The following is a 14,134-nucleotide window of genomic DNA, read 5'->3' on the forward strand; positions in this document are numbered from 1 at the left end:
TAGAAAAAATATCTAAATTCGATTAACGTTTTAAAGAAATTATTAAAACGGGTTTACATCATATTATTACTTGCAAGCATAAACTCAATATTATCTTATCTAATAGGAAGATAAATAATGAATAAGGAACATAGAGACATCTGGAAAATATTATTTTCCTTTGTCGTTTTGTTTGTTATGTATCATTCAGCGGAATACATGATTTCGTTTAAAAATAGTATTGCTGGCTTTTTTATTTTTCAATTTCTTTTTTTTCTATCCGCATGGATTTTAGGGAATTGGATTAAAAAGAATGGATTTAATTTTTGGTGGTTATCATTTTCTAAATTAAAGGTAAAGCATGTTCTAATCGGGATAACATTAGGAGTAATGTTATATGGTGTTCCTTACATTATTTCACTTTTTCTTGGAATTGAATTATTATCAGAAATTCCGCCTTGGACTGATATTTTGAAAGCTAGCATTCCATTTTCATTTGGCGTGTTTTTTTCTTCATTCTCTGAAGATATTTTAACAAGAGGCACTGTTTTTAGGATACTTAATAACAAAATTAAAACTGGTTGGATTATACTTATATCTGCAACGGTATATTTATTAAATCATATCTATAGACTTAACGATGGATTAGACACCCTGTCTTACCTGTTTTTGTTAGGCGTTTTATTTATTATTCCATTAATAATTACAAAAACTTATGGATTACTGGTTTTATGCATTGGTCTGGAAATACTTTCTTTTTTGTTTCTCATAATGTTATTCAGACTACAAACAACTTAAACTATATAACTCCAAACCAAATTTTTGCCTGCTGGATTTTAATATTAATCCCAATTAGCTGGTATGTTTTTATAAAATTTGAATCAAAACTTATTTAAAATAGCATTAAATGCCTGAGGGTAACAACTATTATATGTCGCCTCTTGAGTTAAATTGCAAGCAGAAAATAATTTTAATTTGAAATGATGGTTAGACAAAATGTAACAGAACCTCATGCTTTGTCGTCAACCTTGAAGCTCATTTACAAAAGCACTATAAACATAAAAAACTTCAGTCATGAATAAATTATTATTTTTTATTTTTTTTGTCTTAATCACTATTAATTGTAAAGCTCAAGAGTGCAATTTTAGCACCTCTGATAGTGTAAACTTATATATAAACGTAAAAGGAAAAGGCTCCCCATGTCTCTATATACATGGTGGACCTGGTTCTGGAAGTTATTGGATGGAAAAATTTGCAGGTGACATACTAGAAAAGCATTTTAAAATGATTTATATAGACCTCAGAGGCGTTGGCCGTTCTACCAGTCCATCAAATGGCAATTATAGCATGAACAGAATGATTCAAGACTTTGAAGAAATTAGAAAATTCCTGGGGTTTGAAAGTTGGATTATCATGGGACACTCTTTTTCAGGAACAATGGTAACTGCCTATGCAAAGGAACACCCTGAATCTATAAAAGGTATGATGATGTTTAATTGTTCTCTCAATCTTACCGAGAGTATTAGCAAAAGTTGGATACCGAAAGCTTGTGAAATTCTCGATTTGAAAGATGTATCTTTTTATCAGAATGACACTATTAAGATTCAAGATAAATTGAATCGCATTTTCCCTCTATTAAAAGAAAAAGATCTTACGTGGAAATTAGCCTATGCAAATAAGGAAAATGAAACTATTATGAATAATACTTTTGACGAAATTCCCAATTGGAATTATGATTTCGGTGGTATTGGAATGTCTCACAAAGATTACTTGATTAACTTTAAAACGTACACTCCAGATATTAAAATGCCAGTATTATTTTTTTATGGTGAAAATGATTGGACTATTGGCCCAAAACATTATAAAGGAGTTTTATTCCCTAATATGCTACTATGGAAGAGTAAAGTAGGACATATTCCTTTCATGGAAAATAAACCTGATTTAGAAAGTGCTATAAAAGCGTATTGTAAAAAATATGGTTTTTAATGTATCAAATGACAAGATAAGCAACTAACTTTTTACTTCTCATAAAACGCTAATGTTTTGAAAATCATTGACTTTTTCGTATAAAATATTTAAATTAGTTAATCATAATATGAAATATTAAAACAAGCTTATCGTAATGGCTGGTAGCAAAATGCAATTTAATTAAAATAAATTATGAAAATTTTAAAGAAAATTGGAAAATGGATTTTGTTTTTACTTGGAGGCATTATCGGAATTATTCTAATAGTATTGCTCATCATTCGAATCAATAGTTCTGGTGTTGAAGAACCATTCCTAGACGAACATGGTGAAGTGCTTCCCAACAGCATTGCCATGCACGAGGATAAAATAATAAACGGAGTTCCTCAACGACTTACCATTAGGGGAAAGGATATTAATAACCCCGTATTATTACAGGTGCATGGCGGACCTGGAGGACATATGCCTCCGGTGTTGCATCGATTATTAAATATCGATTTGGAAGATTTGTTTACTGTATGTTATTGGGAGCAAAGAGGATCTGGATCTGCATACTATTTACACACAGATAAAATACCTGATTCAACAATTACATTAAAACAAATTGTAGATGACGGCCTCGAAATTACCGATTATCTCAAGCAAAAATTTAATAAGGACAAGATTTATATTGAAGGTATTTCTTGGGGCACTACTGTTAGTGCTTTTATGGTGCAGAAGAGACCAGAATTATATCAAGCTTATATTGGAATCGGGCAGATGGCTAATCAACCGCTGTCGGAACAAATGTCATACGATTTTGTTATGAATGAAGCTTTAAAACAGAATGATACTGCCTCAATAAATCAATTAAAACAAATTGGGAGACCTCCGTATCCTAACAAAACAGCCAGAGAAATGGCTGATGCATGTGATATTGAACGCTTAATCGTTAATAAGTATGCACCTCCGCAGCGAGACCCATTTAATTTTAATATTATAAAAAATATTTTTTTAGACAACGGTTTAACATTTAAAGAGAAGTTTGCTCCAGCAATTAATCCGCAATTAATCGGGAATGCTTATTGGCTTTTATGGCCAACTTGTTTCAATATCAATCTGATGCGTGATGTCCCTGAATGGAAAATTCCAGTATATATTATTCAAGGTGAAAATGATCATTACACAGAAACATCATTGGCAAAAGAATATTTTGATTCCATAAAAGCGCCAGAAAAAAAATGGTTTTTATTTAAAGATGCCTGGCATGCAGCAAATTTTGATTTCCCGGAAAAGTATCGTTCAATTTATATTAATGAAATTCTGAAAAAATAAATACTACAGCTAAAACGATTAATAAAAAATTACTTTTCTTGAGATTACCAAATGTGAGTTGCTAATGTGCTTACTTTTAATTTTCCTTTGGAAAAAACTCTCAAAATAAACCAACCTTTTCATAAAAATCATAAAAACAAAACATTAATTTAAAACCTCTCCGTACAAATCAAAATCAGCTGCATCCGTAATTTTTACCATAGCAAATTCGGCAGTCTTTAAATAGGTTTTTGTGGCGTCAATTAATACTTCGTTATCTACATCGGGCGAATCAAATTCTGTTCTACCTACAAAATAATTACCTTCCTTTCTATCAATAACTACTTTAAAAGTCTTTCCTATTTTCTCCTGATTTAATTCCCAAGAAATCTGAGATTGGATTTCCATAATCTCGTTGGCACGTGCTTGTTTTAATTCCTCAGGCACATCATCTTCTAAATTATAGGCATGTGTATTTTCTTCATGGCTATAAGTAAAACAACCCAAGCGCTCAAAACGCATGTCTTGAACCCACGTTTTTAATTCATGAAAATCATCTTCAGTTTCTCCAGGATAACCAACAATCAAGGTGGTTCTAATAGTCATGTTAGGGACTGTTGCTCTAAACTCTTTTAGCAATTTGGTTGTTTTTTCCTTAGTGGTTCCTCGTCGCATACTTTTTAATAAGGAATCAGAAATATGTTGCAATGGAATATCAATATAATTACAGATTTTTGGCTCGCGATTCATAACGTCCAGTACATCCATAGGAAATCCTGTTGGAAACGCATAATGCAATCTAATCCATTCTATCCCATCAACTTTAACCAACGCTTCAAGCAATTCTGCCAGATTTCGTTTTTTATAGATATCCAGACCGTAGTAGGTTAAATCTTGAGCTATTAAAATCAATTCTTTAACGCCTTTAGCTGCTAATTTTTCGGCTTCGGTCACTAAATCTTCAATAGGAGTACTTTTGTGTTTACCACGCATTAAAGGAATAGCACAAAAACTACACGGTCTGTCACAACCTTCTGCAATTTTTAAATAGGCATAATTTTTAGGCGTTGTTGTTAAGCGCTCACCAATTAATTCATGCTTGTAATCTGCTCCTAAGGCTTTAAGTAATCCTGGTAATTCTGTTGTACCAAAATAGGCATCAACATTAGGTATTTCTTTTTGTAAATCGGGTTTATAACGTTCAGAAAGACATCCTGTAACAAATACTTTATCGACATCTCCATCTTCCTTCTTTTGCATAAACTCAAGAATCGTATTAATACTTTCCTCTTTGGCATTATTAATAAAACCACAGGTATTAATAACTACAATATTGCCTTCTTCTTCATGAACCACGTCTTTACCACTGGCTTTTAATTGCCCCATCAACACTTCGCTATCATATACATTCTTGCTACAACCAAGCGTTACAACGTTAATTTTGTTCTTTTTTAAAGATTTTGTTCGCATACTTTTATAAATCAGGGCGCAAAGATACAATCTTAATTAAACCTTTCTTATATTAATAGTCTTAAAACAAAAACCTACAGTTATGAAAACATCCTTCCACATGCTTATCATACTTTTTTTAATGGTGAGCTGCTCGTCTAACGACAATCCTACGGATCCTAATCCTATAAATGAAGAACTATATTTTCCTCCCATAAACTCAGAAACTTGGGAAACTACATCTATTGCAGATTTAGGTTGGAACGAAACTGAATTACAACCATTACTTGATTATTTAGAAGAAAAAAACACCAAAGGGTTTATGATTCTTTATAACGGTAAAATTGTTGTTGAAAGCTATTTGAATGGTCATACCGATTTAACCCCATGGTATTGGGCTAGTGCCGGAAAAACATTAACCTCAACTGTTTCTGGAATCGCTCAAGACGAAGGCTTAATCAATATTAATAATAAAGTATCTGATTATTTAGGTACAGGTTGGACCAGTGAAACTTTGGACAAAGAAAACCTAATTACCTGTAAAAACTTATTATCTATGAATTCAGGTATTGATGATAGTTTAGGTGATGATGTATCTCCATCAAATCTCCAATATAAAGCAGATGCGGGAACACGTTGGGCGTATCATAATGTGTATGTAAAAATGCAAGATGTTGTAGCCGCAGCGAGTAATGAAACTTGGACTAATTATTTTAACACCAAACTAAAGGATAAAATTGGTATGTCTGGGTCTTGGATTGATTTAGGTCCATTAAGTGTGTATTGGAGTAATACAAGAAGTATGGCTCGTTTTGGACTCATGATTTATGCAAATGGCAAATGGAATACTACACGAATTGTTTCTGAATCCTTTTTAAATGAAGCGACTAATACGTCACAAAATATTAATCAAGCCTATGGATATTTATGGTGGTTAAATGGAAAATCTAGTTATCATTTACCACAAACCCAACTACAATTTAATGAAACATTAATACCTAATGCCCTTGCAGATATGTATGCGGCTTTAGGAAAAAATGATCAGAAAATCTATGTAGTTCCTAGTAAAAAATTGGTGATTGTTAGAATGGGAGACGTTGCCAATCCAGATAATCCTACGTTTGCTTTGTCTGGCTTTGACAATGAATTATGGAGTAAAATAAATGCTTTAATTGAGTAAAATCCCTCTTTGAGACAGAAGAATTTTATTTAAAAAACGAATCCACGAATTCATATTTATTAAATACTTGAAGATGATCAATACCTTCACCTACTCCAATATATTTTACAGGTATTTTAAATTGATCTGAGATACCAATTACAACCCCACCTTTGGCGGTTCCATCTAATTTGCTGACTGCTAACGAGGTTACTTCGGTAGCTGCTGTAAACTGCTTTGCTTGTTCAAAAGCATTTTGCCCTGTTGAACCATCTAAAACTAATAATACCTCATGAGGCGCATCGTCAACTACTTTTTGCATCACACGTTTTACCTTAGTCAGTTCATTCATCAAATTTACTTTATTATGTAAACGCCCAGCCGTATCAATAATAACCACATCTGCATCTTGAGAAACCGCACTTTTTAAAGTATCAAAAGCCACAGAAGCAGGATCACTACCCATAGATTGTTTTACTAAAGGCACACCAACTCTGTCTGCCCACACCTGCAACTGATCAATAGCAGCTGCCCTAAAGGTGTCTGCAGCTCCTAGCACCACTTTTAAGCCTTGTTTATTAAATTGATGCGCTAGTTTACCAATGGTTGTTGTTTTACCAACACCATTAACCCCTACGACCATCATAACATAGGGCTTTTTATCTTTGGGAACTGTAAATTCTGTTTCTTCGCCGCTATTCGTTTCAGATAATAAACCTGCTATTTCTTCTCGAAGAATGACATTTAATTCTTCGGTTCCTAAGTATTTATCTTGAGAAACACGTTCTTCAATACGTTCTATAATTTTTAAAGTGGTATTAACACCTACATCACTAGATACTAATATCTCTTCAAGATTATCTAAAACCTCATCATCTACTTTAGATTTTCCAGCAACCGCTTTTGTTAATTTACCAAAAAAACTAGATTTTGTTTTTTCTAAACCCTTATCAAGAGTTTCTTTTTTTTCTGAAGAAAATATCTTTTTAAAAAAGCTCATTTTATTATGGTGATATTCGTTGGTTATTTATTCTGACTATGTGATAACATTATAATTCTTCTTAACAATTTTCTTGCCCTAAACCTGCTACTGAAAAATTGTCATCTAACGATATGTAAATATAAAACAAAAGCCACTTTAAATAAAGTGGCTTTAAAATATTATATAAAAAGTAATTCTTATTTCTTATTTAAGAAATCGTTTACTAGTTCTGGTGCCATAATAGATTCAACAAACATGTAAGCTCCTGTTTTTGGAGACTTAACCATTTTTATTGCTTTTGATAATCTTTTTGATCCTGTTTGTAATGATGCTACTGATTTCTTTGCCATAACTTATATTTTTTGAAATTTTCTACTAAAGTGAAAATATCTAAATTATTTAATTTCTTTGTGAACGGTCATACGTTTTAAGATTGGATTAAATTTCTTTATCTCCATTCTGTCAGGCGTATTCTTTTTGTTTTTAGTTGTAATGTATCTTGAAGTCCCTGGTTGTCCAGATTCTTTATGCTCAGTACATTCTAAAATCACTTGTATTCTGTTACCTTTCTTTGCCATTTCTTTTACTTATTAAATACAGCTATTATTTTTTTAAAAATCCTTTTGATTTTGCTTCTTTTATAGCCGCAGAAATACCTATTTTATTGATAGTCTTTAAAGCAGATGTTGAAACTTTTAAAGTTACCCAGCTATCTTCCTCAGGAATGTAAAAACGTTTCTTAACTAAATTCGCATTAAATTTGCGTTTAGTTCTATTTAATGCGTGAGACACGTTGTTTCCAACCATTGCCTTTTTACCTGTAAGTTCACAAACTCTTGACATTATTTTCTAACTTTAAATTTTTTGTTGTTTAAAAACGAGGTGCAAATATACAAAATCTTTATTTTATGACAATTTAATTTTATCAATTTTTAAAAATTTCTTTTAATAGCATTTCAAAGGCTTTATTTACAGCTTTATTAATCACTTTTGAACGATGATTACCCAACATCAACTTCTCTGAATAAACATGGGTTTTGGTTGCTATTGCAATAAATACAGTTCCCACTTCTGCGTCAGAATCTCCTTTTGTAGGCCCTGCATTTCCCGTAGTTGCAATGGCAAAATCTGAATTAAATAATTGTAACACCTGTTGTGCCATAGCTTCTGCTACTTGAGAGCTGACTACGGAATAAGTCTCAATTAATTCTTTTGAAACTCCTAAAACACTTGTTTTTGATTCTGTTGCATAACAAACGACACTACCTTTAAAATAATTTGATGCTCCTGGATGTACTGTAAAACGTTCGGCTATTTTTCCTCCTGTACAACTTTCTGCTACAGCTACTGATTTCTTTAATTTAGTAAGTTGTTTTGCTACGATAGATTCCACAATTCCATCTTCATCTTCAAAGCCATAAAACTCATCTTTAATTAAAGGTAAAACAGCATCAACCTGTTTTTGAACCCCTGCAAGTATTTTATCTTTATCAAATCCTTTTGCAGACAATCTTAAACGTACTCTTCCTAAATCTGGTAAATACGCTAATTTTATAAAATCTGGCAACGCATCTTCCCAAGATTCAATTCTTGCTGCTAGAGTACTTTCTCCTAAACCATAAACCATCAATGTTCTGTGTATGATAAATGGTAAACAAAATTTCTCTGTAAGTTTAGGAATCACTTTATTCTGAACCAGTTGTTTCATTTCAAAAGGCACCCCTGGAAGTGATATAAATACTTTTTCTTCTTTTTCAATCCACATTCCTGGAGCTGTGCCAACAGTATTCATTAACACCGTTGCTTTTGATGGCACTAACGCTTGGTCTTTATTAACTTGTAACAGTGTTTGCCTTACATATTGCTTCCAGATATTTTCAATGTTTTTTAATACAGATTGATCGAGAACTAATGTATCATTGAAATATTCTGCGATTGTTTTTTTTGTAATATCATCTTTGGTCGGTCCTAACCCGCCTGTAATTAAAATAATATCTACACGGTTTTCGGCTTCCTCAAATGCTTGTAATATGTGGTTTTTGTCGTCTTGAACTGATGTAATTTGATAAACAGACACACCAATCTTATTCAACTCTTTAGCTATAAAGGCCGAATTAGTATCTACAACTTGCCCTATAAGAAGCTCATCTCCTATAGTTATAATCTCTGCAAGCATTATAAATTAAAATCAGATTTAATTTCATTTGTTGCTAAATCTACAGCATTTAAAACAACCTCTAATTGGTTTGTAATATCTAAATCTCTTTTTTCAAACTTACCCCAATCCTGAACTTCTATTAAGATATCTAGCACACCTAATTCAAATAAATCCACGGTAGGCTTCATTTTATGAGCAGCTTGATAAGCTGTGAAATAATCTTTTTCGGCTACAGCCTTTTTTAACCTTTCAGCATCTTCTGGAACTTCCTCTAAAAATGCTTGTGCTAACGCTCCAATGAAATCCTCATCATTATCAGCTAATTCTCTTACTCTAAATAATTTGTAGTGCTGTTCCATTTATTTTACAGTTATTGAAAACATTTCCTTGTCTTCTATAAATCCTTTTAGTTTATCGTTTGCAATTACTTTACCAACTCCAGCTGGAGTGCCTGTAAAGATAATATCTCCTATCTTTAATGTGAAATATTTTGACACATATTCTATTAATTCGTCAATTTTCCATAACATATGGCTTGTATTTCCTAATTGAACAATATTTTCATTCTTTTTTAACGAAAATTTAATGGCGTTTACGTCCTCTATCTCTTTAACAGACATCCACTCTCCAATAACAGCTGCTCCATCAAAGCCTTTTGCCTTTTCCCAAGGTAACCCTTTGTCTTTTAATTGCTTTTGTAAATCGCGAGCCGTAAAATCTATACCTAAACCAATCTCATCATAATATTTATGGGCGAACTTTTTTGCTATGTACTTGCCCACTTTATTAATCTTAACTAAAATTTCTACTTCGTGATGCACATCATTAGAAAAATCCGGAATAAAAAATGGCTGTTTTTTAAGTAAAATTGCCGTGTCGGGTTTTAAAAACACGACAGGATCTGTTGGTTTTTCGTTTTCTAATTCTTTGATATGTTCGGTATAATTACGACCAATACAAATTAATTTCATTTTTTTAAATTTTAATTTGGGCGTTCCCCAATCGGGTCGGGCTTTTCGTTACAAGTCCTCGCTCGTTCCTCGCTGTGGGCTTTCCTCTACAATCCCTAACGCATGCTTCCTACAGAGTTCCGGTCACACTAAAAACCAGGACTTTTTGATTCTTATTTCTTTTAAATTTTATTATTAAAACTTCTTAATTTAATAGCCGTCAATACCTTTTTTGTGTACAACGGAAAATCAGCATTAAGCAACCAACCAAAATAACCAGGCTCTGACTCTAAAACATCTGTTACTAATTTACCTTTATGCTTTCCGAAAGAAAAACATTCTTCGCCCTTTTTGTTATAACTTATAAATCCAGCAAAATCTGCAAACTTTTTACGCGAACTAAATTCTGCTAAAAACTTGGTATCATTCTCAATATCATCATATTTCGCAATTTGAGCTTTTAAAACTTCAAAGGTTGCTTTAGTATCGGCTTCAGCTCCATGAGCACCTTCTAATTCTTTGTTGCAATAAAACTGATACGCAGCACTTAAAGTACGTTGTTCCATTTTATGAAAAATAGTTTGCACATCAACCGCTAATCTGTTTTTCATATCAAAATCAACATCAGCACGTAACATTTCTTCTGCCAAAAGCGGAATATCAAATCTATTCGAATTAAAACCTCCTAAATCTGAATCTTTAATCATATTATAAATCTCCTTTGCCAGTTCTTTAAACGTTGGTTTATCGGCAACATCTTCATCTGTAATTCCATGAATAGCGGTTACTTCTTTAGGAATTGGAACACCTGGATTTACTAACCATGTTTTTGTTTCTTCTTTTCCGTCAGGAAATACTTTTAATATAGAAATTTCTACGATGCGATCTTTAGAAATATTAATTCCTGTTGTTTCAAGATCAAAAAAACAAATAGGTTTTGAAAGATTAAGATTCATTATTTATTATACTTTTTGCAAATATACTTTTAAAATTTTACTTAAATTTACTTAAACGGAATGTATCATGTTTAAGTTTTTAATATACATAATTTCATTTTTTATTATTCAAATTGCATGGTCACAAAACAACAATCATCCTTATGTAAAGTTAATAGAAAAAAAGAATGGCAAACGCTTAGAACTTTTTGCAAAAAACAGTGATACTGTAAGCTATTCTATTTTCTTAAGAGTTACTACAGATGATTTTAGAAGAAGTAGCAACCGACCTGTTTTGGAAACTATCTATCCGAAAAGTGAAAAACACTTATTAACACTGATTAAATTAGCTAACAAAGAAGGATTGTATGAGTATCAATTTATAGTCAATAAATATACTGAAGAATTAAGTTTTACTAAAGACCATGATGGCGTTGAAATAAATTTTAACGATGCTTTAAAAAGCAAATCAGTTGTTGTATTTGAAACAGATGATTGTGATATTTGTGATCAAGCAAAAAGAATACTCACGAATAATGATATCTCATTTAAAACTTACAATTTCAGTAATAACCCATCTGAAATTTTTAACCTTTTAAAGATACAGAAAGACACAATAGACAAAACCTTTATCTTAAAAATTCAAGATTCAATTTACGATAATATAGAAACTAAAGACACTCTCATTGAAACCTTTAAAAAATATTTTCCAGAGATAAATTAAATCTCTCTATTACTATCCCATGCTTCTAAATAATCTTTAACAGCCTTTACAAATTGTCCGCCAAGAGCACCATTAACCACACGATGGTCGTAAGAATGCGACAAGAACATTTTGTAACGAATACCAATAAAATCACCGTCGGGTGTTTCAATTACCGCAGGCACTTTTCGTATAGCACCAAGTGCTAAAATACCAACTTGAGGCTGATTAATAATTGGCGTTCCCATAATACTACCAAAAGTTCCAACATTAGTTACGGTATACGTTCCTCCTTGAATCTCGTCTGGTTTTAACTTGTTGGTTCTTGCTCTGTTTGCCAAGTCATTAACTTGTTTAGTCATCCCAACCAAATTAAGCTGATCTGCATTTTTTATAACAGGCACGATTAAATTACCATCTGCTAAGGATGCAGCCATTCCTAAATTGATATTTTTCTTTTTAACAATGGTATCGCCTTGAACTGAGATATTCATCATTGGGTAATCACGAAGTGCTTTCGCTATTGCTTCCATAAAAATGGGCGTAAACGTTAAATTTTCGCCTTCGCGCTTGGCGAAACTATCCTTAACTTTTTTTCTCCAATTCCATATATTAGTCACATCGGCTTCAATAAAACTTTGAACATGGGCCGATGTTTGAACGGACTCTACCATATGATGAGCAATAAGTTTACCCATTCGTGTCATTTCAATAATTTCATCGTCACCACTTGAAACAACGGATACTTTTTCTGCTCTTGGAACCTCAACAGGTTTAACGGATTTTTGAGGCGCTTCTTTTACTTCTTCAACAACAGATTGGGTTACGACAGGCTCAACCTCTGGTTTGCTTCCTCCTTTCTTTTCTATATAACTAAGAATATCGTCTTTGGTTACTCTTCCTTCTTTTCCTGTTCCTTTGATCGCATCTAATTCAGATTGAGAAACCCCTTCTTGTTTTGCTATATTTTTTACTAAAGGTGAATAAAAACGATTTTCGGTTGAAGATATTGGTGTAGCCGCTTCTTTTGCAGAAACTACAGTTTTCTCGACTTCAGAAATCACTTCAGGAGAAACATCTTTTGGTTCTTGGGTTTCTCCAGATGATTGGGATGTATTAGATTCCTCTTCGTCAGTTTCAATAATAGCTAACACCTGCCCTACTTGAACAACATCATCTACATTAAAAAATTTTTCAACCAATACGCCGTCAACCTCACTCGGCACCTCGCTATCTACTTTGTCAGTTGCAATTTCAAGAACTGCCTCATCAAGTTCAATAGTATCTCCAACTTCTTTTAACCATGATGTGATTGTTGCTTCTGCAACACTCTCTCCCATTTTTGGTAACTTAAGCTCAAATCTTGCCATATCTATAACGTAATACTCTTTTTTTTATTTCCGATTGCAAAATTAACGAAAAAACATCAATTTTGTTAAACTATTTATAATTAAATCTGTTTAAAACTTAATAATCTCACCCCTACAAACAGCATTATCACTACCAATAACAAAGTTAGAATCTTTTGAAATAATTTTATAAGTTACTAACTTATTGTTACTATTTTTTTCTACAGATGTAATAATTTGTTTAAAACTCTGGTTATTGCCATCAAATATAATTTCGGTATTTTCTGGAATTATATCATTTAAATGAGACTTTAAAGCAAGCTTTTTATTTAATACTTTTTGTAAATCAATATTCTCTTTATCTGAAATTAAAAAATAACGTTCTACACTTTTTTTGTTAGGAAAAGAGACTCTTCTGGTAAAATAGGCCAAAATGATTCCTAACCTCACTATTGAATTATAAAATATATTTTTCTTAAAATGTTTCGTATAAAAAATTTGCATAGCACCATAGAAACGCTTCGCATATAACCTATCTCTTAAGGTACTTTCACCTTTAAAGTGAATCACTGTTGATGTACCATAATAGTAATTTTCAAATCCAGATTTTAAAACTCTATAAGATAGATCAATGTCTTCACCATACATAAAATAATCTTCATCAAACCCTTCAACAGTTAGATAAGTTTGGCGTTTTAGAAACATAAAAGCTCCAACAAGAATATCTACTTTTCCTATACTGTTTTCATTAAGCTGAACTGCATAATAGTCTTTTGAATTTCCTAACAGCTTTTTTAATGCTGCTTTTATAAATGGGATATTTCGCTTGCTTTCAGGTAAAAATTCGCCCCGTCCATTAATTAGTTTACAGCCTACTATACCTAGTTTTTTTTTATCTTCGGAAAACGCTAATAGTTTTTCAAAGATATCTTCAGGAACAACGGTATCCGGATTTAAAATACAAATATAGTCACCTGTCGCCTTACTGACACCAATATTATTTCCTTTTGAAAACCCATAATTCTCAGTATTCTCGATAAGAATAACATCAGAGAATAACTCCTTGACCATTTTACAGCTTTCATCTTCAGAATGGTTATCAACAACAATAATTTCAGACTCTAAATTTTTAGTAGCCTCTTGTACACTTTTTAGACACAATTCTAAAAAGTAACGCACATTATAATTTAAAATGATAACTGAAAGTTTCAA

16 protein-coding genes are annotated in these 14,134 nt (G+C 32.1%); 5 read left to right on the top strand and 11 right to left on the bottom strand.

Annotation, left to right across the window (positions count from 1 at the left end):
* Positions 1 to 117 precede the first annotated feature (117 nt).
* The 3 genes from G5V56_RS12885 to G5V56_RS12895 all read left to right on the top strand — a co-directional run bounded on the left by G5V56_RS12885 (position 118) and on the right by G5V56_RS12895 (position 3,258).
* Complete coding sequence (locus G5V56_RS12885) at positions 118 to 777, top strand: CPBP family glutamic-type intramembrane protease (RefSeq protein WP_166965649.1); 660 nt, start codon at positions 118 to 120, stop codon at positions 775 to 777.
* A 276-nt stretch (positions 778 to 1,053) separates the two neighbouring features.
* Positions 1,054 to 1,965, top strand: coding sequence for an alpha/beta hydrolase (locus G5V56_RS12890; protein WP_166965651.1), 912 nt, complete (start codon positions 1,054 to 1,056; stop codon positions 1,963 to 1,965).
* A 174-nt stretch (positions 1,966 to 2,139) separates the two neighbouring features.
* The gene (locus G5V56_RS12895) at positions 2,140 to 3,258 is read left to right on the top strand and encodes an alpha/beta fold hydrolase (protein WP_166965653.1); all 1,119 of its coding nucleotides are present in this window, start codon (positions 2,140 to 2,142) and stop codon (positions 3,256 to 3,258) included.
* Positions 3,259 to 3,402: 144 nt separating this feature from the next.
* Here G5V56_RS12895 and rimO read toward each other — a convergent pair whose 3' ends face one another.
* Complete coding sequence (rimO, locus tag G5V56_RS12900) at positions 3,403 to 4,707, bottom strand: 30S ribosomal protein S12 methylthiotransferase RimO (RefSeq protein WP_166965655.1); 1,305 nt, start codon at positions 4,705 to 4,707, stop codon at positions 3,403 to 3,405.
* Between the two features lie 82 nt (positions 4,708 to 4,789).
* On the opposite strand from rimO, the gene G5V56_RS12905 reads away from it, so the two are divergent.
* On the top strand, positions 4,790 to 5,866 hold the full coding sequence (locus tag G5V56_RS12905) for a serine hydrolase domain-containing protein (protein WP_166965657.1): 1,077 nt from the start codon (positions 4,790 to 4,792) through the stop codon (positions 5,864 to 5,866).
* Positions 5,867 to 5,891: 25 nt separating this feature from the next.
* On the opposite strand, the gene ftsY is transcribed toward G5V56_RS12905, so the two are convergent.
* The 8 genes from ftsY to G5V56_RS12945 all read right to left on the bottom strand — a co-directional run bounded on the left by ftsY (position 5,892) and on the right by G5V56_RS12945 (position 10,891).
* The gene (gene ftsY, locus G5V56_RS12910) at positions 5,892 to 6,845 is read right to left on the bottom strand and encodes a signal recognition particle-docking protein FtsY (RefSeq protein WP_166965659.1); all 954 of its coding nucleotides are present in this window, start codon (positions 6,843 to 6,845) and stop codon (positions 5,892 to 5,894) included.
* 179 nt (positions 6,846 to 7,024) lie between these two features.
* A complete protein-coding gene (locus tag G5V56_RS12915) occupies positions 7,025 to 7,177 on the bottom strand; it encodes a DUF4295 domain-containing protein (protein WP_166965661.1) in 153 nt (50 codons plus the stop codon).
* 45 nt (positions 7,178 to 7,222) lie between these two features.
* On the bottom strand, positions 7,223 to 7,405 hold the full coding sequence (gene rpmG, locus G5V56_RS12920) for a 50S ribosomal protein L33 (protein WP_007648529.1): 183 nt from the start codon (positions 7,403 to 7,405) through the stop codon (positions 7,223 to 7,225).
* A 25-nt stretch (positions 7,406 to 7,430) separates the two neighbouring features.
* The gene (rpmB, locus tag G5V56_RS12925; protein WP_166965662.1) at positions 7,431 to 7,670 is read right to left on the bottom strand and encodes a 50S ribosomal protein L28; all 240 of its coding nucleotides are present in this window, start codon (positions 7,668 to 7,670) and stop codon (positions 7,431 to 7,433) included.
* Between the two features lie 82 nt (positions 7,671 to 7,752).
* On the bottom strand, positions 7,753 to 9,003 hold the full coding sequence (locus G5V56_RS12930) for a competence/damage-inducible protein A (protein WP_166965664.1): 1,251 nt from the start codon (positions 9,001 to 9,003) through the stop codon (positions 7,753 to 7,755).
* Positions 9,003 to 9,344 (bottom strand): Hpt domain-containing protein, encoded by a 342-nt coding sequence (locus tag G5V56_RS12935; protein ID WP_166965666.1) that lies wholly within the window; start codon positions 9,342 to 9,344, stop codon positions 9,003 to 9,005. The genes G5V56_RS12930 and G5V56_RS12935 overlap by 1 nt, the downstream gene beginning before the upstream one ends.
* Positions 9,345 to 9,956: a fumarylacetoacetate hydrolase family protein gene (locus tag G5V56_RS12940; RefSeq protein ID WP_166965668.1), complete on the bottom strand. Its 612-nt coding sequence runs from the start codon at positions 9,954 to 9,956 to the stop codon at positions 9,345 to 9,347.
* 161 nt (positions 9,957 to 10,117) lie between these two features.
* Positions 10,118 to 10,891, bottom strand: a complete 774-nt coding sequence (locus G5V56_RS12945) for a 3'-5' exonuclease (protein ID WP_166965670.1) — start codon at positions 10,889 to 10,891, stop codon at positions 10,118 to 10,120.
* Positions 10,892 to 10,958: 67 nt separating this feature from the next.
* Between G5V56_RS12945 and G5V56_RS12950 the strand changes: the two genes are divergently transcribed.
* The gene (locus G5V56_RS12950) at positions 10,959 to 11,594 is read left to right on the top strand and encodes a glutaredoxin domain-containing protein (RefSeq protein WP_166965672.1); all 636 of its coding nucleotides are present in this window, start codon (positions 10,959 to 10,961) and stop codon (positions 11,592 to 11,594) included.
* Here the strand turns inward: G5V56_RS12950 and G5V56_RS12955 are convergent.
* A complete protein-coding gene (locus G5V56_RS12955; RefSeq protein ID WP_166965674.1) occupies positions 11,591 to 12,943 on the bottom strand; it encodes a dihydrolipoamide acetyltransferase family protein in 1,353 nt (450 codons plus the stop codon). The genes G5V56_RS12950 and G5V56_RS12955 overlap by 4 nt on opposite strands.
* 90 nt (positions 12,944 to 13,033) lie before the next feature.
* Positions 13,034 to 14,134, bottom strand: coding sequence for a glycosyltransferase family 2 protein (locus G5V56_RS12960; RefSeq protein WP_166965676.1), 1,101 nt, complete (start codon positions 14,132 to 14,134; stop codon positions 13,034 to 13,036).

Origin of the sequence: Yeosuana marina, from assembly GCF_011762485.1 — a bacterium.
Classification (GTDB): domain Bacteria; phylum Bacteroidota; class Bacteroidia; order Flavobacteriales; family Flavobacteriaceae; genus Yeosuana; species Yeosuana marina.

Bases quoted from the DNA above. Each gene is read 5' to 3' on its own strand.
- G5V56_RS12885 (WP_166965649.1), top strand. From the start codon at position 118: ATGAATAAGGAACATAGAGACATCTGGAAAATATTATTTTCCTTTGTC.
- G5V56_RS12890 (WP_166965651.1), top strand. From the start codon at position 1,054: ATGAATAAATTATTATTTTTTATTTTTTTTGTCTTAATCACTATTAAT.
- G5V56_RS12895 (WP_166965653.1), top strand. From the start codon at position 2,140: ATGAAAATTTTAAAGAAAATTGGAAAATGGATTTTGTTTTTACTTGGA.
- rimO (WP_166965655.1), bottom strand. From the start codon at position 4,707: ATGCGAACAAAATCTTTAAAAAAGAACAAAATTAACGTTGTAACGCTT.
- G5V56_RS12905 (WP_166965657.1), top strand. From the start codon at position 4,790: ATGAAAACATCCTTCCACATGCTTATCATACTTTTTTTAATGGTGAGC.
- ftsY (WP_166965659.1), bottom strand. From the start codon at position 6,845: ATGAGCTTTTTTAAAAAGATATTTTCTTCAGAAAAAAAAGAAACTCTT.
- G5V56_RS12915 (WP_166965661.1), bottom strand. From the start codon at position 7,177: ATGGCAAAGAAATCAGTAGCATCATTACAAACAGGATCAAAAAGATTA.
- rpmG (WP_007648529.1), bottom strand. From the start codon at position 7,405: ATGGCAAAGAAAGGTAACAGAATACAAGTGATTTTAGAATGTACTGAG.
- rpmB (WP_166965662.1), bottom strand. From the start codon at position 7,670: ATGTCAAGAGTTTGTGAACTTACAGGTAAAAAGGCAATGGTTGGAAAC.
- G5V56_RS12930 (WP_166965664.1), bottom strand. From the start codon at position 9,003: ATGCTTGCAGAGATTATAACTATAGGAGATGAGCTTCTTATAGGGCAA.
- G5V56_RS12935 (WP_166965666.1), bottom strand. From the start codon at position 9,344: ATGGAACAGCACTACAAATTATTTAGAGTAAGAGAATTAGCTGATAAT.
- G5V56_RS12940 (WP_166965668.1), bottom strand. From the start codon at position 9,956: ATGAAATTAATTTGTATTGGTCGTAATTATACCGAACATATCAAAGAA.
- G5V56_RS12945 (WP_166965670.1), bottom strand. From the start codon at position 10,891: ATGAATCTTAATCTTTCAAAACCTATTTGTTTTTTTGATCTTGAAACA.
- G5V56_RS12950 (WP_166965672.1), top strand. From the start codon at position 10,959: ATGTTTAAGTTTTTAATATACATAATTTCATTTTTTATTATTCAAATT.
- G5V56_RS12955 (WP_166965674.1), bottom strand. From the start codon at position 12,943: ATGGCAAGATTTGAGCTTAAGTTACCAAAAATGGGAGAGAGTGTTGCA.